Consider the following 26,628-nt stretch of genomic DNA (forward strand, 5'->3'; position numbering starts at 1 on the left):
ATCGTTCCCTGTTGAGTCAACAACCGGAAATCATTGTGAAGAGGACCTTCTCGTTCGAGCAGGCCAGGAAGCTTCTGCCCGACATCCGGCGGATTACCCGCGAGGCGGCAACCAAGGCGGACCTCATGCTCGCCGATCTCCGGACCACCCCGAAAACAGATCCGCAATCCCCGGCCCTCCACCAAGACTACGAAAATCTTCTGAACGAGTGGGCCGACCGAATCGTCGATTTGGGTTGCGAGGTCAAAGGCGTTTGGCTCGTCGACTTCGACAGCGGTCACGGATACTACTGTTGGAAGCATCCTGAAGAAGACTTGGGCTATTTCCACTCGTACGAAGACGGTTTCCGCGGTCGGCAGCGGATTCAGTAGCTCAGGAGCAGGCTCAAGCCGCCTGCGGTCGAGACTCAGAATCCCAATCCATCGTGACCCCACCCCCTTCCGGGAGACCACGCAGGGCTTCTGAAATGTCTGTAGCCCGTTGCAATGGCTCAGTCGTGAGTTGGGCTTCATCTTCGGCCATGACCCGACTCTAGCACGCCCCCCGCCCAAGCCACAACCCTGGGATGCACATTTGTGGTGCATGCCGCACCATCTGATTGCATAGAACTACGAATAGGAACTGTTGTACCAAGAGTGGTTTGGAATTTGTGTTATCTCAATTCGATGCATTGAGGCCAAGAACAGAATTGTATTTCATGGCACGGAATCTGCTCACTTTGTCTAGAGACACCATGTTGCTCGGGTATTACCTCAAACAAAAGGGCTTATTACCTGCGGCAACATGGTGCGTACGCCCCGCCTCTAGTATTGAATCCTTGTGGAAGCGGGGCGACCGTACGGCGCGTCGATCGGGATCCACCCAATGAATTGGTAGGCGCCGTACTCGTGGCAGAGCAGAGGTCGCACGATCTGCGCCGTTGGCAGGGTCAGAGCTACTTGGCGCAGCTTGAGATCCTTTACGAAATCAGCAAGACGTTCCGCCAAAACCTCAAGCCGCAGGAGCAGATCCGTCGGGGACTCCACGTGCTCTCCGAAATGCTTCATCTGAAGCGGGCAATTTTCGTGGTGGAGGATGGCCGGAGCGGCCTTCTACGGATCACTGAGGGCTACGGCCTCTCGCCGGAGGAACGCCAGCGGGCAAGTTTCAAATCCGGTGAAGGACTGATCGGACAAGCGTTCAAGAACGGCTCGCCGATCGTTGCCTCGCTCGCGGATTCGAGCCGCGAGCCGCTGCCATGGGATCATGCACAATCCTGGTCGGGGGAACGGAAATGGGGCTTCCTCGCCGTTCCGATCAGAACCACCGAGCGCGTGTGTGGCGTGTTGGCGCTTGAGTACGAGGCATCGGAGGGGCTTCCGACCCAGGAGTTGACGCGTCTCATCTACTCCGTCTGCAATTTTTGGTCGAAACTTCTGACGCCGACTCCTCCCGAATCCATGCCGGCGAAATCCTCGATCGCCCCGAAGGGAAAGAGGCACGCCATGGAGCGGCTGGTCGGCGAGAGCCGAGCCATGCACAAGATCGTCGAATTGATCGCCACGGTGAGCCATGCCAAGACGCCGATTCTCCTCCGGGGCGAAAGCGGCACGGGGAAGGGGCTTGCGGCCGAGACCATTCACCAATCGAGCCGATACTCCAGAGGGCCGTTTGTGAAAGTCGTGTGCGCATCGATCCCGGAGGCGCTCTTCGAGAGTGAGCTTTTCGGCTATCACAAAGGGGCATTCACCGGGGCGCTGAGGGATAAACCCGGTCTGGTGGAGACCGCCTCCGGTGGATCGCTGTTTCTGGACGAGATCGGCGACATTCCCCTGCCTGTGCAGGTGAAACTTCTCCGGTTCTTACAGGAGAAGACCTTCGAACGGCTGGGTGGAACCCGGCCGCTGCGCGTCGACACACGGGTCATCGCCGCCACGAATCAATCTCTGGAAGATCTGGTTCGGAGAGGACTACTCAGAGAAGATCTCTACTACCGACTGAATGTTCTGCCGATCACGCTGCCGCCTTTGCGGGAACGGGTGGAAGACATCCCGATCCTCGCGGCGTTCTTCCTCGATGCGGCCAATCGCGAGCACGCGAAGGACGTGAGCCTGACAGCGGAGGCCATCCAAATGCTACGGGAATACTCGTGGCCGGGGAACATCCGAGAGCTCGAAAATTTCGTCGAAAGACTCGTCGTTTTGTCACCGGGCGGCGCGGTTCGACCGGAAAATATCGTGCTGCACGGGCTCGACCCGCATCAAACACCACGCCCCGCCACCGCCCTTTCCACGGAACCCTCTCCACCGTCTCTCGGAACGCTCCGTGACCTGGAACGCGAGAAGATCGTTGAAGCACTACGGCAGGCCGATGGAGTTCAAGAGAAAGCCGCGCGACTTCTCGGGATCACCCGGCGCCAGATCGGACACCGGATCAAGAAGTTCGGTATCCGGCGCGATCCGACACCGTTTCAGTAGCCGCAGAGCAACCGCTCGTCCCTAGCCCCAGACCATCGCTCACCTATAGAGGCTTAGCCTCGATAGCGGCTATCGAAGCTAAGCCTCAATAGGAACACCACCGTACGCTTCTGTACCTCCGTACAAAAGCGTGCCACGTGCACGTGAAGGAATGAGTTCTGTTTATCGGAGTGGACGGGCGCATCTTTTCTCCTGTTCTTTCAACTCATTTGGCACGACGCGACTGGACCTCGGCACGAATGTTGCCCTTGGAGGTCTACATGAGTGCAAACCTGAAGGAAGCTCTTCGGAGCGGCCACTTCCCCTCGCTGGTTGCGGCCTTCCTGTTTTTCGACATGAGTTTCATGATCTGGGTTCTCCTGGGTCCGCTCGGAAATCACATTTCAGCGGAACTCGGGCTATCGCCATCGCAGAAGGGACTCCTGGTTGCGATTCCGATCCTCGGCGGCGCATTTTTCCGAATCTTCATGGGCATCCTGACCGATTGGATCGGCCCGAAGAAATCCGCCCTGTTGGCGATGACGCTGACTCCCCTTCCGCTACTCTGGGGCTGGCTCGGCGCGGAGCGATTCGGCGAGATCCTAGGTGTAGGCCTTCTACTGGGAATTCCCGGCGCCAGTTTCGCCGCGGCACTCCCGCTCGCTTCGAGGAACTATCCGGCGAAGCATCAGGGACTCGCCATGGGGCTTGCCGGCGCGGGAAACAGCGGAACGGTCCTGACCGCCCTCTTCGCGCCGCGACTGGCCGACGCCTTCGGATGGAATGCCGTGATGGGGCTGGCCCTGATTCCACTCGTCCTCGTGTTTGTGGCCTTCTTGCTCCTCGCGCGGGAGCCCGTCCTGCCTCCCAGAAAAAAGCTCTCGGGCTATTTTTCGATTCTTGCCGAAGGGGATCTCTGGTTCTTCAACCTGTTCTACAGTTTGACGTTTGGCGGGTTCGTCGGTCTCGGCTCTTTCCTGCCCATTTTCTTCCACGATCAATACGGCGTTTCGAAAGTCATGGCCGGAACGCTGACGGCCTTCTGCGTCATGTCAGGATCTTTTCTCAGACCGGTGGGCGGAGCCTTGGCCGATCAAACCGGTGGACTCCGGGCCCTGTCGCTCTTCTTCTCGGTCGTTGCCGTGCTCATCCTGGGACTCGCCTGCCTTCCGACCTTGGGTGTGGCGGTGGCGCTGGCATTCCTTACGCTCGGGGTTCTCGGCCTGGGCAACGGGGCAGTCTTCCAACTTGTGCCGCAACGATTTCGGGACGAGATCGGCGTGGCCACCGGCTGGATCGGGGCGGCCGGAGGCGTCGGCGGGTTTTGTCTACCTCCGCTGCTGGGTGTGCTGAAGGAGACGCTAGGGACGTATGCCGCCGGTTTCGGGGCGTTCGCCGTGGGGATTGTTTTCTGCGCGGGGGTCCTGCGCTTCGTCCGGAAGGACTGGGAGAGATGGTCGGGTTCGTCCCGTGAAGTCCGCTCGGAAACGGTCCTGGTGTCAGTCGGAGGGCGATGACGTGAACCCCGCACCTATCCTTGGGACACCGCGAGGTCCGTCTCGGTGCTTGAAGATACGACGGCTAGGATAGGTACGGGGTGAACAAGGTCGAAGTTTTGAAGGCCGAGAAGGACGGACTGGATTCCCTGTGGGACATCTATCGATTCGCGGAGCGGGGCGGCGGCAGCATGACGGAATCCGATGCGCAGAGGATGAAATGGTACGGCGTATTCCAACGAAACCCGACGCCCGGATTCTTCATGATCCGCGTCCGCATGACGAACGGCCTCTCGAACGCAGAGCAATTTCGAGTGCTGGCCGATCTCGCCGACGAGACTGGGCGGGGATTCGTCCACCTCACCACCCGCCAGCAGGTCCAGCTCCGGTGGGTGGCCATCGAGCGGGTGCCGGAAATCTTCGCGCGGCTCAAGAGCGTCGGTCTCCACGCGATGCAGACGGGAATGGACAACGTTCGCAACATCTGCGGCTGTCCGGCGGCGGGTCTCACTCCACAGGAACTTTTCGATGCGGCGCCCGTGGCACAGGCACTCGCGAACACCTACCTCGGCAATCCGCTGTACTCGAATCTACCCCGCAAGTTCAACGTCTCCATCACGGGTTGCTTGGAAAATTGCACGCACGCCGAGACGCAGGACCTCGCACTGGTCCCTGCCCTTTCGCCGGACAGTTCGCGTACCCCGGGATTCAACGTGCTCGTGGGGGGGAAAAACGGCTCGGGCGGATACCGGCCTGCATCGCCACTGAACGTATTCGTCACACCCGACGAAGCCGTGGGTGTGTGTCTCGCCATACTCGCCCTGTACCGGGATTTCGGTCACCGCGAACAGCGCAATCGGGCCCGTCTTTCGTTCCTGCTGGATGAGTGGGGCACGGAACGATTCAGGTTGAAAGTTGAAGAGCGCGTCGGACGGAAGCTGGCGGGCGAGGGTGAAGACCGGCGTTCGACCCGGCGGCATGTCGATCACGTCGGCGTCCTCCGGCAGAAACATGCGGGACTCAACTACGTCGGTCTCACCGTTCCCGTCGGCAAAATGACCACCGCTCAACTCCGCGAAGCCGCCCACCTGAGCGAGGCTTATGGCGACGGCGAGATCCGCCTCACGAGCAACCAAAATCTGATCCTCCCTCACGTGCCCGACGCCAAACTCGGCTCGCTGTTGGAGGAGCCCTTTGTGAAGGAGTTTCCGTATGCGCCCACCGAGATCATGCGGGGGTTGGTCGCCTGCACGGGCACCGATTTCTGCAATCTGGCCGTCATAGAAGTGAAGGACATCGCGATCCAGACCGCGCGCGCACTGGAAGCGCGACTCCCGTCCACTCAACCTCTTACGATGCACTGGTCCGGCTGCCCGGCGGGATGCGGGAACCATCAGCAGGCGGACATTGGTTTTCTCGGAAAGAAGATCAAGATCAATGGGACGGTTCAGGATGGCGTGGACATCTTCGTCGGCGGACGTTCGGGGCCCGGAGCCACACGTCCCCTCCGGGTGATCGAAGACATCCCCGTGGGGGAGGTCGAGGATTTTTTGGTTTCAATGGTGAAGTATCACCCGCGCGAGAAACTGGTCGAGGCGCTGCGGAAGAGAGGGCGGGAGGTTTCCTTGGATGGAAATCCCACGAACCGTTCGAGCGGTTCAGTCAACCCCCCATCGGCCGCGTCAATCGCCACCCTTCGCCAGGACGACATTCCCTCATCGGGTGCGGCGGTCACATCGTTGGGCGGCAAACCCGTTGCGGTGCTCAGGAATGCCGGTCGCCTGTGCGCCTTTTCGAATGTGTGTCCCCACGAGAATGCCCCGCTTGATGAGGGCGTCGTGGATGGCGATGAAATCATTTGTCCCTTGCATGCCTACCGATTCAGCTTGACCACCGGGGCGTGCAGTACCGTGCCCGGGCTCAGCCTCGAAATCTATGATGCCGCCGAGAGCGCATCGGGAGAAATTACGGTTCGGGAGCGTTCAGCCGAACCTTCAGGGACTCCGGCCCCTCCGGCACTCACCACTTGGAGTTGCCGGTCGTGCCGTTTCGAACAGAAAGGGGAAAGGCCGCCGACGATTTGCCCCGTGTGCGCTTCGGGAACGGACCAATTCTACGCTGGCACGGAGCCTGCAAAAGCGGCGACGCGGGATCGGAGCGGCAAACGGGTCGTCATTGTGGGTGGGAGCATCGCGGCCCACGTCGCCGCGCAAACGTGCCGGCAGGTCGACCCTGAGGCGCATGTGCAGATCATCACCGATGAAGCGGTGTCTTTTTACAATCGATTGGGCCTCACACGGTGGATGTCCGACGAAATCCAGGAGACCCACCTCTTCGACTATTCACCCGATTGGTACGTGACGCAGGGGATCGAGGTGGTGACGCGGAGCCGCGCCGTTGCCCTCGACCCGGTCCTACGTCGCCTCATGCTTTCTACCGGTCAGGAGATCGGTTTCGATGTCCTCATTCTGGCGCACGGGAGTGGGGCGTTGACCCCGCCGTTCTATCGTGGGGCGACTCCCGGAGCTTACCTGCTGCGCACGCTGGAAGATGTTCGCGGTATTCTTGCCGCTGCTTCGGAGGCCACCCGCGCGGCGGTGATCGGGGGGGGGGTGCTGGGGCTCGAAGCAGCCCACGGGCTGCTGAAGCGAGGTGCCCGCGTATCGGTGTTTGAGTATGCCGCTCACCTCATGCCCCGCCAGCTCGATGCGGAGGCCGCGGGATTGCTCGCAGCCTACATATCCTCGAAGGGCACTCACGTCCATGTCGGGGCGGGGGTTGCCGCGCTGGAATCCAGCGGGACGTCGTACCTGATTCGGACGACGGACGGTCGCGAGTTCGAGGCCGATCTCGTGGTCGTTTCCACGGGCATCAAGCCCAATATCGACTGGGTCTCCGCATCCGGCATCCGTTGCGAGCGCGGCATTCAGGTCGACGATCGGATGAAGACCTCCAGCGATTCGGTCTATGCCGCGGGAGATGTCACCGAGTGGAGGGGCCAGGTGGTGGGGTTGTGGGCGAACGCGATCGAGCAGGCGCGCGTGGCGGCGGCCAACGCCATGGGCCAAGAGAAGCGATTTTCGGGTTTCATCCCGGCCACCATCCTGAAATGTTGGGACTACCCGGTGTTTTCCATTGGGGAAATCGCTCCCATTCCCGCACCCTCCGCTGCCGTTCCTGGCGCTTCGGGGAGCAACGGTACAGAGTCAAAAACCTTCTTGGACCCGGTGAAAAAGGTATATCGGCGGATCGACTATCGGCATGGCCTCCCCATCGGGGCCATCCTCGTCGGTACCCGGGAGGGGACGGCCGAGCTGAAGAAACTGGTGGAATGGCGACTCCAAATCCAATCGATCGAGACCAAGCTGTTCGGGGATCACGCGGCCGAAGCGTAAGCCCGCTCGGCCTGGTTCAATCGCTGGGGCCGGAGGAGCAGCTCCGGTTCCACGTGGATGTGGGCAAATGCATTGGTTGCAACGCTTGCATGGTCGCCTGCAACGAACAACACGGAAATCCGTCCAACCTCTTCTGGAGGCGCGTGGGTGAATGCGAGATCGGCTCCTACCCCGAAGCGAGACGGCTCTTCACCTCCATGGCGTGCAATCACTGCCTCGATCCCGCCTGCCTCAAGGGCTGTCCGACGGAGGCGTACGTCAAAAACCCGCGAACGGGCATCGTCCGCCACATCGATGAGGAATGTATCGGCTGCGAGTATTGCGTCTGGAATTGCCCCTACACCGTGCCTCAGTACGATAAGGCCCGTCACATCGTCACCAAGTGCGACATGGGTTTTGAGGAGCTGATGAACGACCAGTGGCCGGCGTGCGTGAGCACGTGCCCCACCGATGCCCTGGCCATCGAGACCGTTGACACACGGGAATGGCGTGAACGACCGGACTCGGGTGACGCCCCGGGTCTCCCTTCGGTACGGATGACGTACAGCACGACCCGGTTCTCGTTTCCAGACGGACGTTCCTCCGCCGGGACCGATTTGCTCCATGGGGACCATGCGGTGGCCGCCCGATTTCGGCTCCATCCCGAAAAGCCGCATCTCCCGCTGGTGCTCTTCACCGTGTTGACGCAAATGGCCGTCGGCACCCTCTTCATGTTCTGGGTGGCCCGGCTGCGTTCGGCGCCCGACCCCGTTTCGGCGAACACGATCTTGCTGCCCCTCTCGATCGTGATGCTGTCACTCCTCGCCGCCACGCTCCATTTGGGAAGGCCCTTGCGCGCGTACCGGGCGCTGAGGAACTGGCGACACTCCTGGCTGAGCCGCGAGATCGGATCGTTTGGCGCGTTTGCAGCGCTGACGACCGCCGCGGTGCTGATTCCCAAAGTGTGGTCTACCCTGCCCTCCGCAACCCTCCGCGTTCTGGAGGGATGCGCCGTCCTTCTGGGTCTGGCCTCCCTCTACTGCACGGCCCGGATCTACCGCGTGCCCGCCCGGCCTTCGTGGGATTCCCCCCGCACCACGGCTTCGTTCCTGCTCAGTTCACTGATTCTCGGCCCGGCCCTCGCGGGTGTGTTGGTCGCGTGCGTTCCCTCCTGGACGCCGGCCCGATCACTGGATTTCGCCGAACTCTGCCGATGGGTGACGTTGGGCGCCGCCGCGACCTTGCTGGCCATGGAGCTGGTCTGGCTGATATTGACTCGCCGCGACTCGCGACGCGAAATCCAAGGGACCCGGTCTCTGCTTTTCACGGATTTTCTGAACCATGCGGCCGTCCGCATTCTCATGCTGATCGTCGGCGGCATCCTCCTTCCTCTCGGGGTCTCCGGTCGGCTGAATCCCCTGCTTGTTGCCATCGGCCTCGGCTTGCTCCTCGCCGGCGAGCTGATGGGCCGATATCTGTTTTTCGTCACCGTGGTTCCCATGAGTATTCCCGGAACGATCCCCGGAACACCCTTCAGCCGGCGCCTGCCATGACAGTAGGTCCACTCTGGCGAAAACTCCGGTCGTGGATCGGAGAGTCCGAGCTGCTGAGTCGCGAACGGATGGGGAAGGATTCCCGCTTCGGAGTCATGGCCGCCGACACGATCCCGGATCGGTGGGTACAAACGGTGTGTGGCTATTGCTCCGTCGGCTGCGGGATGTATGTGGGTGTCAAGAAGGGTGAGGCCGTGGCCGTCAAAGGCGATCCGAAATATCCCGTGAACGAGGGGAAATTGTGCCCGAAGGGACTCTCCGAACACCACACCCTCCGAGCACCCTCTCGCGCACGCGCGCCCATTCTCCGGGGAGCGGATGGAAAACCGCACCCGATTGGATGGGACGACGCCTTGGATCTATTTCTCGGTCGCGTTCGCAGCCTCCAATCTCGATATGGATCAGCGGCGTTTGCCGTGCTCAGTACCGGACAACTGGTCACGGAGGAATTCTACGCGCTGGGAAAGCTGGTCCGACTCGGAATGCGCGTGCCGGATTTCGACGGAAACACCACGCTCTGCATGGCGAGCGCCGTGGCCGGATACAAGCGTTCGTTCGGGAGCGACGGTCCACCCGGGAGTTACCTCGATTTCGAAACGTCCGATGTCATCCTTCTCGTCGGAGCCAACATCTACGATAATCATCCGATTCTGACGCACCGCCTGGCGAAAAACCCGAAGAAGACGGTCATCGTGGTCGATCCCCGCGCTTCGAAGACGGCACTCCTCGCGGATCTCCACCTCCCCATCCGACCGCGTTCGGATCTTGCCCTGTTCAACGGCCTCGCCTATATCCTTCTCCGCGAAGGTTGGATCGATCGTCGGTACGTGTCCGAGCACGTGGACGGATTCGACGCCCTCCGGGAGCATCTGGCCGCGTATCCTCCTGAACGCGTGTCGGAAATCACGGGTCTCACACCGGAACTGATCATGCGGGTGGCGCGACTCTACGCTGAGGCGAAGCGACCCTTGATCGCCTGGACGATGGGCGTGAACCACAGCGACCAAGGCACGGAGACGGTCAACGCGATCAACAACCTCGCCCTCCTCACGGGGAATGTGGGGAAGGAAGGGGCCTCGCCTTTTTCCATCACCGGACAATGTAACGCCATGGGGACGCGCGAGGCAGGATTCACGTCCAGCCTCCCCGGATACCGAGCGTATGACGACCCCGTTTCGCGCAACGAACTGGCCCGGCTGTGGGGAATCGGGCCGGAAGAACTGCCGGCTGCGCGTGGTCGCGCCTACCCGGACATCATCAACGCCGTCATCGACGGCCGAGTCAAGGGATTGTGGATCATTGGAACGAATCCCATTGCCTCGTTCCCGAATCTGGCCAACACAGAGGATGCCCTCTCACGACTGGAGTTTCTCGTCGTTCAGGATGGCTTCTACCCCACTCCCACGGCGGAGCGCGCTCACCTCTTCCTGCCCGCCGCGATCTGGGGTGAAAAGGAAGGCACGTTCACCAACTCGGAGCGCCGCGTGGGGCGTGTGCGTGCGGCCGTTCCCCCCGTGGCCGGATGCCGCACCGATTTCGACATTATTCTCGATCTGGCGCGGCGCGCGGGTTGGGCCGATCGGCTCTTTCCCGGCTGGACCACCCCGGAGGATGCCTTCAATGAATGGGCACGGGTCAGCCGGGGCAGGCTGTGCGACTATTCGGGCATGAATTACGGTCGGCTCGACCGGGAGGGAAGCATCCAATGGCCCTGCCCGGACCACGACCGCCCCGGAGATGAGCGATTGTATTCCAGCGGCGAGTTTCCGACCGCCACGGGCCGGGCGAAACTGTGGTGTGTCGACTGGGCCGAACTCCCGGAGGAACCGCGCCCCGAGTTCCCCTTCATCCTCAATACCGGACGAACCGTGGAACACTGGCACACACGCACCAAGACGCGCGAGGTCGAAATCCTCGAAACGCTCTCACCGGAAGCGTGGGTGGAAGTGAACCCCAGGGATGCCGCGCGACTCCGGATCCGGGACCGCCAGCGGATCACCCTCCGATCCCAGCGGGGAAGCGTGTCCGGAATCCCGGCTCGAATCACTGAAACGGTCGCGCCGGGTCAGGTCTTCGTCCCCTTTCACTTTTTCGAAACGAACGCCAATGCGCTCACCCTCAACACATTCGATCCCCTTTCCCGTGAACCCAACTACAAACAGTGCGCCGTTCGGATTGAACCCGTCTGACCTGCGGGCGGCATCGAGCGTGGGCGATGCCGGGAACGAGGTTGCCACGGGATCGACGCCCCAGGCGCCGATCTCCCTCGCAACGACATCACAGGAAGTCATTGCGAGCAGGTTGCTGCACGGGCAACTGCGAAGCAATCCCCGGATGGATTTGGTGGACCGATTCGGCCGTGTACCGCGCGACTTGCGAATTTCCGTCACCGAGCGTTGCAATTTCCGCTGCACCTATTGCCTCCCGGAAGAGGAGCATCTTCACGGTGGCCGCCCCCCCCTTCTGAGTTTTGAAGAAATCGACCGGCTTGCGCGACTTTTCGCGGAACGCGGAATCCGGAAGTTCCGGCTGACGGGAGGCGAACCGCTGCTCCGAAAGAACCTTCCGGATCTCGTCGCGAAACTTTCGAGTATGGCCGGCATTGAAGACTTGGCGCTCACAACGAATGGATTTTTTCTGGCCGAGGTGGCCAGAGACCTGGCCGGAGCCGGTCTCAAGCGAGTCAGTGTCAGCCTCGATTCACTTCAGCCCGACGTATTCGCCCGGCTCACCGGGCGCCGGGCCCTGAATCGGGTGCTTCAAGGCCTCGATGCGGCGCGCGCCGCGGGCTTTTCTCCCATCAAGCTCAACACCGTGCTCATTCGCGGAGAAAACGACGGAGAAATCCTCAACCTCGTGGATTTCGCGCGCGAGACCGGCTGTCCGATCCGATTCATCGAATTCATGCCGCTTGACTCCGGCCGGGAGTGGACGCGCGATCGGGTCGTCCCCACGGACTTCATTCTCGAAGCCATCTCCGCACGATTCCCTCTCGTGCCGGTGATCCCTCGAACCGCCTCGGAAACCGCCCGGTGTTTCGCGTTCGAGGACGGCAAGGGTGAAGTCGGGTTCATCGCCTCGGTGACCCGGCCCTTCTGCGCCCATTGCAACCGGCTTCGGCTGACGGCGGACGGCCGGCTCCGAACGTGCCTCTTCGCGCACACGGAAATCGACCTGTGCACGCCGCTTCGACGATCTGCGCCCGATGAGGAAATCCATGCCCTCATCGTGAACGGCGTCTACGGGAAGGAGTGGGGACACCGGATTGCCGAACCCGACTTTTTGCCTCCGCAGCGTGGGATGGTCAGAATCGGCGGATAGCACTTCCGAAACTCCGATCAACCATCCATCTTCGGTTCCGATCGTTTCCACAATTGAGAAGTCCCCTGGCAGAGACTTCCCATTTGGTGTATCAGACTGTGGAAAACCGAGTAACCATTGGAATGCACTGGTAGTTCAGATCGCTCGGTTGGCCATCGCTTTGCACTGACCGAGCTGGAGTAATTGCCGATGTCTTCGATAGCATTTGCCATCCTCGCGGGCGGCCAATCGAGCCGATTCCGATCGGACAAGCGAATCGCCAGGTTCAGAGGCAGGCCCCTGCTCGGAATCATGATGGACAAGGCGAAATCCCTCGGCTGGCCCCTTATTCTTTCGGTGCGAGATCAAAGCCAGATGGCGACGCTGGAATCCATGGACGGGATTTCTTGGCCGGGGGTGAGAACGGTGCTGGATCGGCCGGAAGTGGAAGGGCCCATCGCCGGCCTGATGGCTTCCCTCGCCACCGTCGGACATGATTACGTTTTCGTCACGTCCTCCGACTTGCCTTTGCTGGAAACCGGAACAATCCAAAGGCTGTTCAGAATGGCCTCCGATCCTTTGGCCGCCCTGTGTGTGCCGCGGACCCCCAGGGGCATCGAGCCGCTCGCCTCCGTCTACTCCTGTGAGTGCGCGAGCGAACTTGAATTGTTCGTCCGGAACGGCGGCCGTTCTCCGGAAAAGTTCATCCACTCACTCCCCCCGCACAGGGTCCGATTCTGCGATTTCACGTTGGAGGACTCCCGGCAGTTCGCCAATATCAACACACCGGCTGATTTGGAAGCACTGACGATCTCCCCGCCCACCACCCCTTCAAGCACCGTTCACGCGAGAACCGCCCATGCAGGTTAGCGTCCGTTTCTACGCAAAGGCCCAGGAGCTGGCCGGACTCTCGGCGGCACTCATGGAGGTTTCACCCCCCGTCACGGTCGCCGACTTCCGCCGATTGCTTTCGGAGCGGTTTCCTCGGTTGTCCGGAATGGAACGAAGCCTGGCGCTGGCCGTGGTGGAGCGGTTGCCCGGGGAGACGGCGGACCCGCTCGACGCCCGACCGGCCATGGTGGTCACGGATGCCTACCAATTCAACGGCAGCGAGGAAGTGCTCGTCCTCCCGCCGGTGAGCGGAGGCTGATCGCCATGGAGGACCGGCCTCGGCACCTGACCCGCCGCGAACTCCGGCAGGAGGAACTCCTTCCGCGGAGTGGGGATCCTGAGTGCGGAGCCACGGTGATTTTTTCCGGAACCGTCCGCCGTGCGAATCAGGGCCGGACCGTTTCCAGCATCGACTATGAGGCGGAAGAGCGATTGGCGGATGCCGCCCTATCGCAGATCTTCGAGGAAATGGAGAGGACCGCGGGCGGCCCAGGCGTCCTCATCCATCGGTTGGGACGCGTCCCCGTGGGGGAAGCGTCAATTTTCATTTCGGCTTCGTCCGCGCATCGCGACCAGGCCTTCCGCGCCGTGCGCGATGCCATCGAGGCGGTGAAGGTCCGCGTTCCCATCTGGAAAAAGGAACACTACGAGGACGGTTCCTCCGAGTGGCTCGACGGCAAGCCGCTCCAATCTGCGCCCCAATCTGAGAAGGAGATCCAAACGTGAAAGACGTCAGCGAGAAATTTGAGACGTTGCGCACCGCGAAGGCCCAGGCCCAGATCCGCGTGGGGGCCGGGACGCCCGCACTCATGGCCGCGGGGAAATTGCCCAAGGGGGACCCGCTCCCTGTCGCTCGGGTCGCGGCAGTGATGGCCGCGAAGCGCACCTCGGAAATCATCCCCTACTGTCACCCGATCCCCATCGATCACGTCGACGTGCAAATGACGAGCCTCGATCATTGGCTGATCGTCACCGCCGAGGTGAAGGCCATTGCGAAGACGGGCGTCGAGATGGAGGCGCTGACCGCGGCCGGCGTGGCCGCTCTCACGGTGTACGACATGCTGAAACCGGTCGACAACGAACTCGTTATCGAGTCCATTCGACTCGTCGAGAAAACCGGAGGAAAGTCCGATTTCGCGGAGGCGGTGGCGTCGCCCCTCAGGGTGGCGGTCCTGGTCCTCTCCGATTCCGTCCACTCCGGCGCCAAAGAGGACAAGGCCGGAAAAGCCATCGTGGAAGCCCTCCAATCGCAACCGGTCAAAGTCGAGAAATACGAGATCCTGCCGGATGAGACGGCCCAAATCCGCGAGGCCCTGGTGCGCTACTCGGATGAATACAAGATGGACATGGTCATCACAACAGGCGGAACGGGCCTCAGCCCGCGGGACGTGACGGTCGATGCCGCGCGGGCGGTGATCCGGCGCGAGATCCCCGGCGTCATGGAGGCGGCGCGGAGCTACGGTCAGCGACGCACTCCGTACGCCATGCTTTCGCGCGGTATTGCAGGCTTCCGGAACGGGACGCTCATCGTCACCCTCCCCGGCAGCTCGCGTGGGGCCAAAGAATCCATGCAGGCGCTCTTTCCTGCGCTCCTCCACGTGTTCCGCATTGCGCGCCACAATCCGCAGCACGACGCCGGGACCCCACCTGCAATCCACTCGTCGTCCCGGTGCCGATCCTCATACCCTTCCGATCACCGTCCCCGGAGGGGGCCGAAGCGAACCGAAGGGGGCGACGCCGGAAGAAAAAAGAAGAAACCCTTGGAATGACAGACTTCCCCCTCTGGCTCATCCCCGGATTTTTCGCCGCGGGGGCGCTCTACGGCTCGGTAGGACACGGGGGCGCCACGGCCTACCTCGCCCTGATGTCTCTCGCGGGAATCCTGACGCCCGGACTGATCCCGTTCGTGCTTGTCGTGAATGTCGCGGTCGCCATCGGATCTTTCATCCGATATGCAAAGCAGGGACTTCTCCCATGGAAGATCCTCGCCGCGTTCGCGGCAACGTCCGTACCGGCGGCCTTCCTGGGTGGCGCCGTTCCGCTGCGTGGTACGACCACCTCCATCCTTCTCTCACTGAGTCTGCTCGCCGCAGGGCTAAGATTCCTGCTGCTGGCGAGTCCCCATTCGGCCACACCCGCATCCCTCAGGCCCAGGCCCTCGCTTGCGGTCACTCTCCCCGCAGGGGCCTTTCTTGGATTTCTATCCGGTGCGGTGGGCATCGGAGGCGGCGTGTTCCTCAGTCCCCTTCTCATCCTGGCTCGATGGGCCGACCCGAAAGCGACCGCGGCCATCTCCAGCGGTTTCATCGTTCTCAATTCACTCTCCGGGCTGGTGGCGCGTCACGCGGACTTCGCCGCCGCATCCTCCTGGCCCTGGCCGCTCCTGGTGGCCGGGTTCCTCGGCGGATCGTTCGGAGGCTGGGCCGGGGCGCAGAAACTTTCACGTGCCGCCTTGGTGAGGGTATTGGGAGCCGTTCTCGTCGTGGCTGCCCTGAAGCACGGGTTGGACACCCTCGCCCGAGTCTCCTGAAGCACCCCCATGGGAAAACAGGGTTTTCTGATCTCCGTGGATGAAGCCCGAAGAAAAGTTCTTGACCGCGCCCTCCCCCTGCCCCCTACGGCCATGGCGCTTGAAGACGCGCTCGGACATGTTCTTGCGGAAGAGATCTCGGCTACCACGGACATGCCGCCGTTCGACGCGTCGGCGATGGATGGTTTCGCCCTCCGCTCGGAGGACACCAAGCGGGCCGGAGCCGAAACGCCGGTTTCGCTCAGCGTGCAGGGTGTTATCCGGGCGGGAGACGCCTCGGCGCTGGCGTTGGCACGCTCGGCCGCCATCCGAATCATGACGGGGGCCGTGGTCCCCCCCCTTGCGGACGCCGTGGTTGAAAAGGAAGCGGTGGAGGAACATGACGGACGCATTCTCCTGCGCGCACCGGTCCCTCCGGCAAACCACATTCGTCGGCGCGGATCCGATGTCCCGTGCGGGAGGAGACTTCTGGCGCCGGGCCACGTGCTGGACGCGCCCTCGTTGTTCCTCGCCGCGGCGTCGGGGAGAAGCCGCTTGACCGTAGGTCGTCGGCCTCGCGTGAGCATGATCGTGACCGGTGACGAGCTGGTGCCGTTCTCCGAGACACCGGGAGCGGCCCAGATCCGCGACGTCAATTCACCGCTCATCGGCGCCTTCCTCCGGGAGATGGGAATCGATCCGGAGCCGGGCTCGGTGGTGAGAGATTCGGCCGATGATCTGGCGGTGGTCCTGGGTCGCTCCATCCGGCAGAGCGAGGTCGTCATCCTCTCCGGAGGAGTATCGGCGGGTGACTACGATGTCGTTCGCGAAGTCCTGAAGCGCGTCGGCGCGCAGGAGCTTTTCGCCGGCGTGTCTCAAAAGCCGGGAAAACCGATGACCTTTGCCGTAGCCGATTCCAAATTGATTTTCGGCCTTCCCGGAAACCCGATCGCGGTCCTGGTCTGCCTCTACGAATACGTGCGGCCCGCGGTTCAACGCATGATGGGATTTCCAGAGGGAAACTGGTTCCTGCAAGAGTCACCCGCGAGAATCACCGAGAGCATCACGAAAAAGGCCGGACGAACGCACTTCCTTCGAGCGTGTGTCGAACAATCAGAGAACGGTCTTGTCGCCGAGATTCTTGAAGGACAGGAATCCTACCAAGTCTCCAATCTGGCCCGGGCCAACGCATGGGTCGTGTTGGATGCGGATCTTCGCGCGGTCACGAAGGGTTCGCTCGTTCGGGCACACCTTCTGCCTGGGGCGCGGCTCCGGTCCATCGCCGTGGAGGCGGGAAAACTCCGGGGACGGGACATGGGCCGGCTTCATCCCGCGGGAGGGGAGATCGCATGAATCCCGCCAGACGATCGCGCGGTAGATTGGAAGCGGTCGCGATCACCTCTCCAACTCCTCCTCCCGCCGGCGGACCCCTTCGGCACGCCGCGAATCCTACACCGCACGGTTCCTCCTTCGCCCGGTCGCCCGTCATGGCCGCCATCTGCCGGGAGGCGAGGCGAATTGCCGTGCACCCGGAGCCCGTGCTCATCTTGGGCGAAACGGGAGTGGGCAAAAGTACGCTGGCTCGATACATTCATTCAGAGTCCGGGCGAATGGCGGACCGCTTCCTCAGTTTCGATTGCGTCGGCTTGGAGGACGAGATCGTCAGGCGGGAACTCTTCGGGGAATGGAATGGCGATCGATGGGAAAAACAGGGACTCGCCTCTCAGGCCGGAAAGGGCAGCCTTTTCCTTAGCAACGTGGATGAACTTCCTCACAAGACACAAGGGGAGATCCTGCGGCTCATCGAAAAGGGAGAATTCTTTCCAATCCATTCGACCGAACCTCACCGGGCTGACCTAAGACTCATCAGCTCAGCGGGTCTCAGACTTACCGACAAAATCGAAGGAGATGGGTTTCGCGCCGATCTCTACTACTCGATGAGCACCTATACTTTGCGGATACCCCCATTGAGAGAGCGGCGCGAGGAAATTCCGATCCTCGCCGGCTCCTTCGCACAGGAGGCCACCGGCAAGGACGTGCCGTTGGATGCAGAAGTCCTGGAATCGCTGATGCGATATCCCTGGCCTGGAAACATTCTCGAGCTCAGGAATACGATTTTTCAGGCCTCCGAACGGGCCGGCCACAACGCCCTCCGGGTTACTCACCTCCCCTCCTGGATCCTCCAGTCCGGGTAGAATACAGAATAAACGGCGACCGTATACTCTATTTGAGAGTGGTTCGCACTGTCCCCGTTTGTTCGCGCTACTTGAAGAGTTCCCCCACGCTGACGGAAAAGCCGGGGACGAGGACCGCCCGAAGGGTGTCTCTGCGGGTGAAGCGCTTCGGAGGGGAATAGCCTGACTTGCCGAGCCGGAAAACATCCACGGCGCGCTTGGCGGGATCGACGATCCAATATTCCTTCACGCCGGCGCGAGCGTAGAGATCTTTCTTGAGCGATTGGTCCCTCTTGGCGGACCCCGGGGACAAGACCTCGACGATCAGGTCCGGCACTCCTCTGATGTTGGCCTTCGTGATGATCCGCGCGTTTTCCTTCGAAACATAGATGAGATCCGGTTGAACAACGTTTGTGTCCGACAAAACAACGTCCGTCGGAGCCACCAGAATCTCCCCTTGACCCGACCTCTCAAGATGGTTCCCCATCAAACGTGCAAGCTTGACAATAATTCTTTGATGTTGCGTTTCCGGCGCTGGACTCATGTAGTGCTCCCCCTCAATGATTTCGTGACGATTCCCATCCTCTGGGAACAGAAGGTAGTGATCGTAGGTCAGCTTTATTCTTCGAGCAGGCAGAATGCCCATATCCCTAGTACCGCGTTGAGGAATGCAGGAAACAGATCCGGGCTTGGTCGCGGTGCGGTAGCCCCGCTCTCCTGTCGCAGATCCGAATAAAGGCGGGGCGTATGTACCATGTTGCCGGGAGCCACCCTGCCCCCAATCTGTTCCAAACATTGCGCAACATGGTGCTATCCGGATGCTACACCGGGCGGTTGCTCTGTCAAGGAGCGCGCGGTCCCGGCTCTGGACGATGAATCATTTCCCAGTTCGCCTGCCCGGGGGCGTAGGTGGGATCGAGTTCAATCGCCCAGCGGATTCGGTTTTCCGCCTCCTTCGTCCGACCCTGGTGAAAATAGAGGAGCCCCAGATTGTTGTGGGCCTGCACGTAGGCAGGGTTGATTTCAAGGACCCGCAGGTATTCCCTCTCGGCAGCCTCCACGTCGCCTTCCAGGTGGAGGAGTCGCCCGAAATTGTAGTGGCCGTCGGCGAACGCAGGTTCGATTTGAATCGCGATCTCGTAGTGGCTACGCGACTTCGCCCGGTCGAAATGAGCCGAAGACGGATTCTCATGGATCCGCGCGAGATTCATGTGGGCGATGTAGTCGTTTGGATTGAAGGCAATCAGCCTCTCGTAGAGATCGAAGGCGTCGTCCACCTTCCCCCTGACCTGAAGGAGAACGGCGAAATTGTTGAGAGCGCGGGGACTGTCCGGGTAGGTTTTGAGGACATCCTTCCACACTTCGGCGGGATCGTTGATCATTCGGTTGCGCTGGACCGTCACCATCGAGAAAGCCGCGAGAGGCAGAATCATAGCCACGCGAAAAACATGCCTTGTGGGTCCGGAATTCCGTAATACCTTTGATATCAAAAGGGCGCTGAGAGAAAAGACCGCCATGCCCGCCGGATACAGGCGCCGTTCGACCAGGGCATCGACTGTCGGGAAGAAGGAACTCGTCGGCGCCAAAAGCGCGAAGAACAGGATACCGAAAAAGAGGGCGCATCGACCAACCGGGGTTCCGGTTCGGTCCCACCGCCACAAGGCCGCTCCGATCCCCGCGAGCGTGAGCACCCCAAGAATCTTGTCATCTACGGTCAGGGTGGACGGCTGAATGAAGTGATCGATCGCCAGGCCTGTGGGTACGAAAAGCATGCGAATGTACTGAACGATGGCGAAGGGCTGGACCGACGTGTAGGCCCATCGCGACCAGGCGTTCTTGCCGCCGACCAAGTCGCCGATCCCGCCGAAGTATGCCCACCTTCCCAAGACATATAGGGCGGCAATGGCGAAATACGGCAGCCACCTCCTCAATCTGCTTCTTTCCCGTCCACTCTCATGGTCCACACCGACCAAGATATCCTGAGCCAACAACACAAACGGAATGACCACGGCTGATTCCTTGGTCAACAGGACGAGAACGAAACAGAACGGAGCGAGGCGACTCCCGAATGAACCCGGAGAGTGCGCACGAGCATAGAGGACCAGCGTGAGCACGATGAGAAATGCGGAAAGCGTGTCCGATCGGCCGTAGGCATACATCACCGTCCCAAACATCACGGGATGGCAGAGGAAATACGCCGCTGGAAAGGCGGCGAGTATTCGCCCGCCGTCCAATCCCATCCGCGAAAAAATGACCTGCAGATAGAGAAAGACGAGAAACGCCGTGCCCACGTGCGCCAGAACGTCGAACAGGTGATACCCAAGCGGGTCGAGCTTTCCGATGCGGTAGTTGAGCGCGTAGGTGAGGGAGACGAGTGGCCGTGATGGATCGTTCCTCGTGTAGACCGGATAAGGGCCATAAGGGTAGATCAGTTTCTTCGGAAGATCTTTCAGGCTCCGGATATCCAGGTTCTCAACGATTCGGATTTGATCGTCGAGGATGAAGGGAGCGCGAAGACCCGGAAAGGCCAGCCCCAACCCGAGGGCAAGGAAACAGGTTAGAACCATTCCATTCGCCCATCGGGAACGCCAGACCGTACTCATGCGAGGAGCCGGGATCTTACCACGTCGGACACACCACTGGTCGAAATCGAACCTCTATGGTAAACCATCCCTTGAGAAACGAGGTGCAAGATGGCGATTCAAGACTTCCTGGGGAAAGAAAAGATCGACATGAAGGGATTGGCGGCCTACCTGGACGGGTTGGACCACCCCACGAGGCTGCGCGAGGTGAGAACCCTGACGGCGAAGCAACAGGCCGCCCTTTTTGAGGCGGCGAAAGGGTTTCGTCCGCTGAGCTTGGACGATTTCGTGCCCAAGAACATTCCCCCCCTCAAACCGGTCATCCATCACGGGAAAAATTCGCTCCCCTTCTTCACCCATTTCCAGAAGCCCATGTGCCGGCCCGACTCCACAACCACCCCACCCTCATTGTGGGGTTACAACGAGCAACTGCTCAAGCCCGTCACCGGTCCGGGTTACTTCATGACGAAGCCGGCCGAGGCGGGCGAGGTCGTCATTGACTATCTGTCCGTTCCTTCCGGAAAGCCTTCCGGTTGGCCGGAAATCCTGCCGAATTCAGCCGGCCTGAGCCGTTTTGTCTACTATCAAACGAGGGACTTCATGCGGGGAGTGAGCAAGCACGTTTCCATCGGGCGAGCCACGCGGAACGGCAAACCGATGAACAACTGGTTTGTCCTCTGCCGCGAAGACGCCTAGGGGTTTTAGGAGCCTCTAACAGAATGCCGATTCGTAGGGGAGCATCTTCAGTTGCTCCCTCTTGTCGGGAGGGTCTGAAGACCCTCCCCTACGCATTCTATTGGAGGTTCTAGGAAACCAATTCGCATCCGGAACGTCGGGCGCCCGGCGGTCGAAGTCTAGGGGACGTCCCCTGCCCCCTTTTCCGTTTCCTTCCCCACCTTACCTACACCCATCGATGCTTTGATTCGTCCGACCACGTCGGTCGCGATCTCGCGCACCTCCACGGGCACCGTGATTTCTTGTCCAATGTACATCCGGAGTCCGGCCATCAGCGGTTCGAATCGCCCCGCATGCGCGGAGGCCTCAATCCGTCCAAGGACCTCGCCTGCCAGTCCCCGGGCCGCAAGTTGGATTGCCAAGTCAATCACGTCTTCCACGAATCCCTCCCAATTCGGACTCTGAGCAAGAAGCGCTTCACATGTGGAGAGCGCATCGGGCAGTCGATTCATGCGCAGATACACTCCGGCCTTTCCGGATGTACAGACTACACGCATCTGTTCGAATGACGATTCTTCACGAGTGCTACAGAGCACGATTGCATCGTCGTAACGAGCAAGGCTCTCCTCATCGCGACCGATAAACTCCAGCAAAAGCGCCTTCAGCATGAGCGCTTTGATTCTTCCCTCCACGCTCGCGGCTTCCTCACGCCCCACGAGTTTTTCCACAGCGGCGTCACACATCGCGATGGCCCTCTCGTGCTGTGAATCTCTGCCCAGCGCGAAGCCTTTCTCGATCAGCACATCGGCGACCCGTTCGGGCGTCGCGAGATCCGGGCTGCGGTCGAAGCGTGAAAGTACATCGTCAAAAATCCCAATCGACTCCTTGTAACGACCTTGTTCCCGGAGATCCTGACCCTTGCGGAGGAGGGCAATAACAACCGGCTCGGCAAGAGCCAACTCATTGTTCTGGCCGGAGAGTGACACGATATCATCATAAACCGCAGCGGCTTCCCGCGGCCGCCCAAGATCACGCAAAGCGTCGCCTTTTCTTACCAGTCCGCTGGCGACTAGATTCATGACCGCCGTTTCCTGCCGGCCGTCAAGCCGTCGCGCCATTTCATCGATCGCGGCAATTCCTTCTTCCTTGCGACCCAGTCGCACCAGCCCATCACTTCTCATGGCATATGCAACGCCCACCAAACGGGCAAACCTCGGGTCGGTCATGTTTCGATAGCGTGAGATGAAGTTGTCCAAATCCGCTACGGCTGTTTCGAAGTTGCCCTTGACCATGTCCACGACAATTGATGAAAGGGCCGACCGCAGTTCCCGGAGTTCTCTGTCCTGAGATTCCCCGTCACGGAGCAGATCCCCACCTTCGATGGCTTCGATCAGCGCTCTCGTCTCCGGCCATTCTCGAAATGTGCTATCCGTCGCTGACAAGACTTCCATCCCAACCACGGGTTCCGTGGCAAAACGTTTGCGGAGATAGTGCCAAGCTTCAAGGTAAATCGGTCTATCCTCCGTTCTTGCGGCAACCGCTTCCTTCGAAAGAGCCGCCGCGAACTTGACGGGGCCGTAAAAAGGAACCATGAATTCGACGACCCCGCGCGCGCGTTGGGCCTGCGTGCCGCTCTGCCGCATGAGGAGATAAAGGTTGAACAAGCGTTCGGCCACTTGGTAAAGCTTCTTCCGACCTTTTTGCCCCATCTCAACCTCCATGACCGCCCCTCTCTGGACCAGACGTCCCATGATCTGGCTGCACTTGTTCACGTTTTCGCGGGCCAACCGTGCCGCTTCCCGGGCGCCGGCCGGCTTCCAGAGTTCCGCAAGAGTCACAAAAACCCGGCGTTCCAAGGGGGACAGACCTTCGATACATGCCTTGAAGTACGTCGTGTGGTCGTCGATCAACTCGTCCAATTCGCCGAGAATCTCCCGAAACGGACGCCCGACTGAAAATGAAGCCAAAATTGCCACAAGCCTGGGGTTTCCACCGGTCAATATTTGGACGGCTCTCGCTCGCTCGCCCTCCAACTCCGATTTCACAACGTTCTCCCACATCGATTTGCATTCAGCCTGGGTCAAACGTTCAAGCTTGATCTCACGGAAAAGTTCGTACATGGACTTCTTCGCTTTCTCCACCTCATCAAAACGTTGCGTGGCGGTGGCCACCATCATGATTCGGGAATCCCCCAGCATCGTCTTCCGAATGTCCCATCCCGCGTCGTCGCTCGCCTGCTCGTCGAACAGCAGGTTGAAGTTTTCCACCGCGATCAGGAGGCGTTTCCCCTCCTCGTCAGCCAATTCAAAAAGCCGGGCCAATACCTGTTCACGGAGACGCTCGGGGTCCTGCTCTATCCGCAGCTTCTCGTGGGCGGCTCTCCACCGTTCAGGATTTCTCACGCCGCAGTCCGGCACGATCCGCAGGGCCTCGAGCCACAACTCCCCGGCCGTGGAGATGCTGTATGCCTCCTCGGGTAGGACGATCGGAAGCCACCGATTGCCGAGTCCCACCGTCTCTCGAATCGCCAGGGCCAATCGCCTCACGAGCATGCTTTTCCCGTAACCCCTCGGGCCTATCACAAGGACGTGCTGATTGGCCTGACCGGTGTTTTCCCTCACGATCCGGATGAGACTCTCCAATTCAGCCAATCGCACCGTGAAGGAGGCGCGCAGTTCCTCCGGTGTGAGAAATGCCGGATTATGCTTGATGATCCGGGCGGGCATGGCTATCGATCCGATCCAGAGGGTGGGACGTGTCCTTGTTTGAAACGCCTCTCCCACCAATCCCGCAGCAGTAGCGATTGAAAGACGTGGCCGTTTTTCTTCTCGTCAAACCGGAGATAGCCGTCGTGTTCGAGCACTCGGAGGACGTTGCCCAATTCTTCGCCGGGGTTTGCGCCTTTGGGGAGCGCGCGGCGGGCCAGCGCCTGCGCCATCGCGCCGTCAACCACCCCGTTGACCGCCGCTTCAGTCAGCAGGTCGGGCGCAAGTGGGACGTGTGCGGACCCGAGCACCCGCAAGAGTCGTTCTTCGTAGTCGGCCAACTCGGCGTGGCCCCTCGTTCCGAGCATCTGCTCCGTGTAGACCCGCTCAACATCCCGCACGGTGGCCGTTTTCGATCCCCTCCGTTCACAATCGTCGTGGACATGCCCGAAGTACATCTGTACATGGTGGGGCACGAGCCAACCCAGCCGATTAAGCATTGCCTCCCTCACCCCTTGAGGGATGGCAAGACCATACGAGCGGGCCAGCGCCTCCAGACAGCCATCCGCAACCTCGCGCGACCAAACAGGAAGGTCGAATGACCTCAGATGCCCAATCGTGTGGCTCAGTTTCACTCGATGGAGGACCGGCTCAAGACCAATCGATCCGCACAGGACAACGCGGACGTGCCCCTTGTGCTCCTGACACATCTTCCTCAGCCAAGACAAGAATACGCCCGCCTTTTGTATCCCGTCGGTCGTCGCATCTTGTGCCCCACCCCGCAGGAGGCGGTCCACCATGATGGGCAGTTCATCAAAACATGCTACGACCGGTTTCTCCGCCTCCGCGAGCGCGGCGAACAGACGCTCCCCCTTGACCTGCCAGGCTTCAGCGGTGCCTTCCCGGATTTTCAACTTCACAACATCGATCGACACTTCATCGACCTTGTCGCGGATGCCCTCGACTACGGTCTTGAAAACATCCAGCGTCAGCTTCCAGAGGTTCTTGTAAGGCTGGGTGGCCATCGAGAGGGCGACGATGACATCTTCCGGCGAGGAACAATCCTCGACGTCCACGAACAGCAGAATATCCCTGTCTCTCGTTCTCAACCGGCGTATCATCTCTCGGAGCAGACTGGTTTTTCCCACTCGCCGAGGAGCAACGACCAGGATATTCTCCCCTCCGTCTATCAGTTCAGTGAGCCGCTCGATTTCATGGTCCCGATCCCAGAAGTCATCGCCGTCCACCCAAACTCCGACCTTGTTTCTGAGTTCCATCGATGTTGCCTCCATACATATATCACAACACTACCGTTGCCAACAGTATTGTTGTAATAAGTATTTACATTCTTGTCAAGTAATTTCAGGTAATTAGTTGGCTACGACGAACTCTATTTAGAGCGTCTAACAGAATGCGTAGGGGAGGGTCTTCAGACCCTCCCGACAGGAGGGAGCATCTGAAGATGCTCCCCTACGAATCGGCATTCTGTTAGACGCATGGGGAGACTGTCAGGATCCAGTTCTCCGACGCCGTTTTCCCTACTCGACGGGGGCCGGGAGGACCCTGACGATGGTCCCAGAATCGGTCGGAGGGTCTACTTCGAGACCAGAAACTTCGAGAACGGAGGGGGATTCGTGCCGGGAACGACGGCGTACTTCGAGTAGTCCGTGATGCCGATTTCCTTGAGGACGTCCTCATCCATGACCGCGCGGCCGGTGTATTCCGACGGCTTCCGGGTGACGATGGCCAAGGTGGCATCGCACATGATCTCCGGTGTTCGCCACGTTTCTTCCTGGCCCGGCCAGAAATGCTTGGTCGCCTGCGACTCGATCGCCGTAACGGGCCAGAGCGCATTGACCGCAATGTTGTGCTCCCGCATTTCCTCCGAGAGGGACTGCGCGATGAAGGTCATGCCAAGCTTCGAGAACATGTAGGCCGTTTTTCCGGGCGCGCGGTCCACCACCATCGGAGGCGACATCATGATGATGTGGCCATACTTGCGCTCGATCATCCGTGGAAGCACGGCTCGGCTGCACAGATACGCCGCGCGGGCATTCACGCCCAGAACCAGGTCGAATTTCTTCGCGGGCGTGCTTAGAACATCCGTCAGCGAAATGGCGCCGGCGTTATTGATGAGAATGTCGATCCGGCCGAACTTCTCATAGGTACGGCGGACCATGTCGTCGATCTGTTCCTCGTGGCGTACATCGAGCTTGACGGCCAAGGCACGCCTCCCGAGGAACTGGATCTCCTTGGCCGTTTCATGAATGGTACCCGGTAGCCGGCCATCGGGCTGATCGGTTTTCCCGGTCACCACCACATCGGCCCCTTCCTTCGCAAAGGCCAGCGCCAGCGCCTTTCCGATGCCCCGGCTCGCGCCGGTGATGATCGCCACTTGGTCCTTGAGTCGCATGGTCCCGGATGCTATGCATCCCGTGTGCCCGCGTCAAGAACAAAATCCGACTCGTTCCCTTCCCGGCCAATCGCGGTATACTCCCAACGATGAAAGTCGGCGAGGTCCGAAGGGTGCAGGCGACGACCGCCACGCCGAGCGTGAAGGCGCGGGTGGAAGAAGCGGGTAGTGGCTCCTCCTTTTCCAATGTTTTCGATCAGGCCCAGGACCAGCAACTTCGCGAGGAGCTCCAGAAGAAGATGAAGGAGATCGATTCGGCGGCGGACGGCCTCCGCAAGGACATCAATGCCGATTCGCTGTGGGACTACCGAAGCCGCGTGAAAGAATTCGTCGAGATCATTTCCACCCGCCTCTACCACGTCCGCGGCAGGGGCGTGCTCCAAACGATGAAAGTCATCGATACGGTCAATGCCGAACTGGAGGAACTCACCCGGATCGCGATGGAAGGGCAGAAGAACATCCTGCGTGTCGTGCAAAAAATAGAGGAAATTCGCGGCCTCCTTCTTGATCTCTACTCGTGA

General features: G+C 60.5%; 21 protein-coding genes. 16 read left to right on the forward strand and 5 right to left on the reverse strand.

What is annotated here, in order from left to right; genetic code table 11:
- Positions 1-11: 11 nt before the first annotated feature.
- The 14 genes from HYT87_11585 (at position 12) to HYT87_11650 (ending at position 17,753) form a co-directional block, all read left to right on the forward strand.
- Positions 12-371: a DUF2203 domain-containing protein gene (locus HYT87_11585; protein ID MBI2060401.1), complete on the forward strand. Its 360-nt coding sequence runs from the start codon at positions 12-14 to the stop codon at positions 369-371.
- Positions 372-887: 516 nt separating this feature from the next.
- Positions 888-2,456, forward strand: coding sequence for a sigma 54-interacting transcriptional regulator (locus tag HYT87_11590; protein ID MBI2060402.1), 1,569 nt, complete (start codon positions 888-890; stop codon positions 2,454-2,456).
- Between the two features lie 260 nt (positions 2,457-2,716).
- Positions 2,717-3,952, forward strand: coding sequence for a NarK/NasA family nitrate transporter (locus tag HYT87_11595; GenBank protein MBI2060403.1), 1,236 nt, complete (start codon positions 2,717-2,719; stop codon positions 3,950-3,952).
- 80 nt (positions 3,953-4,032) lie between these two features.
- Complete coding sequence (locus tag HYT87_11600; GenBank protein ID MBI2060404.1) at positions 4,033-7,326, forward strand: FAD-dependent oxidoreductase; 3,294 nt, start codon at positions 4,033-4,035, stop codon at positions 7,324-7,326.
- Positions 7,263-8,858, forward strand: a complete 1,596-nt coding sequence (locus HYT87_11605; protein MBI2060405.1) for a dimethyl sulfoxide reductase anchor subunit — start codon at positions 7,263-7,265, stop codon at positions 8,856-8,858. Before HYT87_11600 ends, HYT87_11605 begins: the two co-directional genes overlap by 64 nt.
- 68 nt (positions 8,859-8,926) lie before the next feature.
- Positions 8,927-11,047 carry a molybdopterin-dependent oxidoreductase gene (locus HYT87_11610; protein MBI2060406.1) on the forward strand — a complete coding sequence of 707 codons (2,121 nt, stop codon included), beginning with the start codon at positions 8,927-8,929 and terminating at the stop codon, positions 11,045-11,047.
- Between the two features lie 145 nt (positions 11,048-11,192).
- The gene (gene moaA / locus HYT87_11615) at positions 11,193-12,179 is read left to right on the forward strand and encodes a GTP 3',8-cyclase MoaA (GenBank protein MBI2060407.1); all 987 of its coding nucleotides are present in this window, start codon (positions 11,193-11,195) and stop codon (positions 12,177-12,179) included.
- 189 nt (positions 12,180-12,368) lie between these two features.
- Entirely contained in the window at positions 12,369-13,028 is a 660-nt protein-coding gene (locus HYT87_11620; GenBank protein MBI2060408.1) for a molybdenum cofactor guanylyltransferase, read from the forward strand.
- On the forward strand, positions 13,018-13,308 hold the full coding sequence (locus HYT87_11625; GenBank protein ID MBI2060409.1) for a MoaD/ThiS family protein: 291 nt from the start codon (positions 13,018-13,020) through the stop codon (positions 13,306-13,308). Before HYT87_11620 ends, HYT87_11625 begins: the two co-directional genes overlap by 11 nt.
- 5 nt (positions 13,309-13,313) lie before the next feature.
- Positions 13,314-13,775 (forward strand): molybdenum cofactor biosynthesis protein MoaE, encoded by a 462-nt coding sequence (locus HYT87_11630; protein MBI2060410.1) that lies wholly within the window; start codon positions 13,314-13,316, stop codon positions 13,773-13,775.
- On the forward strand, positions 13,772-14,818 hold the full coding sequence (locus HYT87_11635) for a bifunctional molybdenum cofactor biosynthesis protein MoaC/MoaB (protein MBI2060411.1): 1,047 nt from the start codon (positions 13,772-13,774) through the stop codon (positions 14,816-14,818). The genes HYT87_11630 and HYT87_11635 overlap by 4 nt, the downstream gene beginning before the upstream one ends.
- Positions 14,815-15,579: a sulfite exporter TauE/SafE family protein gene (locus HYT87_11640; protein MBI2060412.1), complete on the forward strand. Its 765-nt coding sequence runs from the start codon at positions 14,815-14,817 to the stop codon at positions 15,577-15,579. The genes HYT87_11635 and HYT87_11640 overlap by 4 nt, the downstream gene beginning before the upstream one ends.
- A 9-nt stretch (positions 15,580-15,588) precedes the next feature.
- The gene (locus tag HYT87_11645) at positions 15,589-16,911 is read left to right on the forward strand and encodes a molybdopterin molybdotransferase MoeA (GenBank protein ID MBI2060413.1); all 1,323 of its coding nucleotides are present in this window, start codon (positions 15,589-15,591) and stop codon (positions 16,909-16,911) included.
- Positions 16,908-17,753, forward strand: a complete 846-nt coding sequence (locus HYT87_11650; protein ID MBI2060414.1) for a sigma 54-interacting transcriptional regulator — start codon at positions 16,908-16,910, stop codon at positions 17,751-17,753. Before HYT87_11645 ends, HYT87_11650 begins: the two co-directional genes overlap by 4 nt.
- A gap of 67 nt (positions 17,754-17,820) precedes the next feature.
- On the opposite strand, the gene HYT87_11655 is transcribed toward HYT87_11650, so the two are convergent.
- Positions 17,821-18,378, reverse strand: coding sequence for a Uma2 family endonuclease (locus HYT87_11655; GenBank protein ID MBI2060415.1), 558 nt, complete (start codon positions 18,376-18,378; stop codon positions 17,821-17,823).
- Between the two features lie 196 nt (positions 18,379-18,574).
- The gene (locus HYT87_11660) at positions 18,575-20,335 is read right to left on the reverse strand and encodes a tetratricopeptide repeat protein (GenBank protein ID MBI2060416.1); all 1,761 of its coding nucleotides are present in this window, start codon (positions 20,333-20,335) and stop codon (positions 18,575-18,577) included.
- A 90-nt stretch (positions 20,336-20,425) separates the two neighbouring features.
- On the opposite strand from HYT87_11660, the gene HYT87_11665 reads away from it, so the two are divergent.
- Positions 20,426-21,010 carry a hypothetical protein gene (locus HYT87_11665; protein MBI2060417.1) on the forward strand — a complete coding sequence of 195 codons (585 nt, stop codon included), beginning with the start codon at positions 20,426-20,428 and terminating at the stop codon, positions 21,008-21,010.
- A gap of 158 nt (positions 21,011-21,168) precedes the next feature.
- Here HYT87_11665 and HYT87_11670 read toward each other — a convergent pair whose 3' ends face one another.
- The 3 genes from HYT87_11670 to HYT87_11680 all read right to left on the reverse strand — a co-directional run bounded on the left by HYT87_11670 (position 21,169) and on the right by HYT87_11680 (position 26,107).
- Positions 21,169-23,715 (reverse strand): ATP-binding protein, encoded by a 2,547-nt coding sequence (locus HYT87_11670; GenBank protein MBI2060418.1) that lies wholly within the window; start codon positions 23,713-23,715, stop codon positions 21,169-21,171.
- 2 nt (positions 23,716-23,717) lie between these two features.
- Positions 23,718-24,971 carry an ATP-binding protein gene (locus HYT87_11675; protein MBI2060419.1) on the reverse strand — a complete coding sequence of 418 codons (1,254 nt, stop codon included), beginning with the start codon at positions 24,969-24,971 and terminating at the stop codon, positions 23,718-23,720.
- 317 nt (positions 24,972-25,288) lie between these two features.
- Positions 25,289-26,107 carry an SDR family oxidoreductase gene (locus HYT87_11680; GenBank protein MBI2060420.1) on the reverse strand — a complete coding sequence of 273 codons (819 nt, stop codon included), beginning with the start codon at positions 26,105-26,107 and terminating at the stop codon, positions 25,289-25,291.
- A gap of 89 nt (positions 26,108-26,196) precedes the next feature.
- Here HYT87_11680 and HYT87_11685 point away from each other — a divergent pair, with 89 nt between their 5' ends.
- Positions 26,197-26,628: a YaaR family protein gene (locus HYT87_11685; protein MBI2060421.1), complete on the forward strand. Its 432-nt coding sequence runs from the start codon at positions 26,197-26,199 to the stop codon at positions 26,626-26,628.

The organism is Nitrospirota bacterium, assembly GCA_016180645.1.
Classification (GTDB): domain Bacteria; phylum JACPQY01; class JACPQY01; order JACPQY01; family JACPQY01; genus JACPAV01.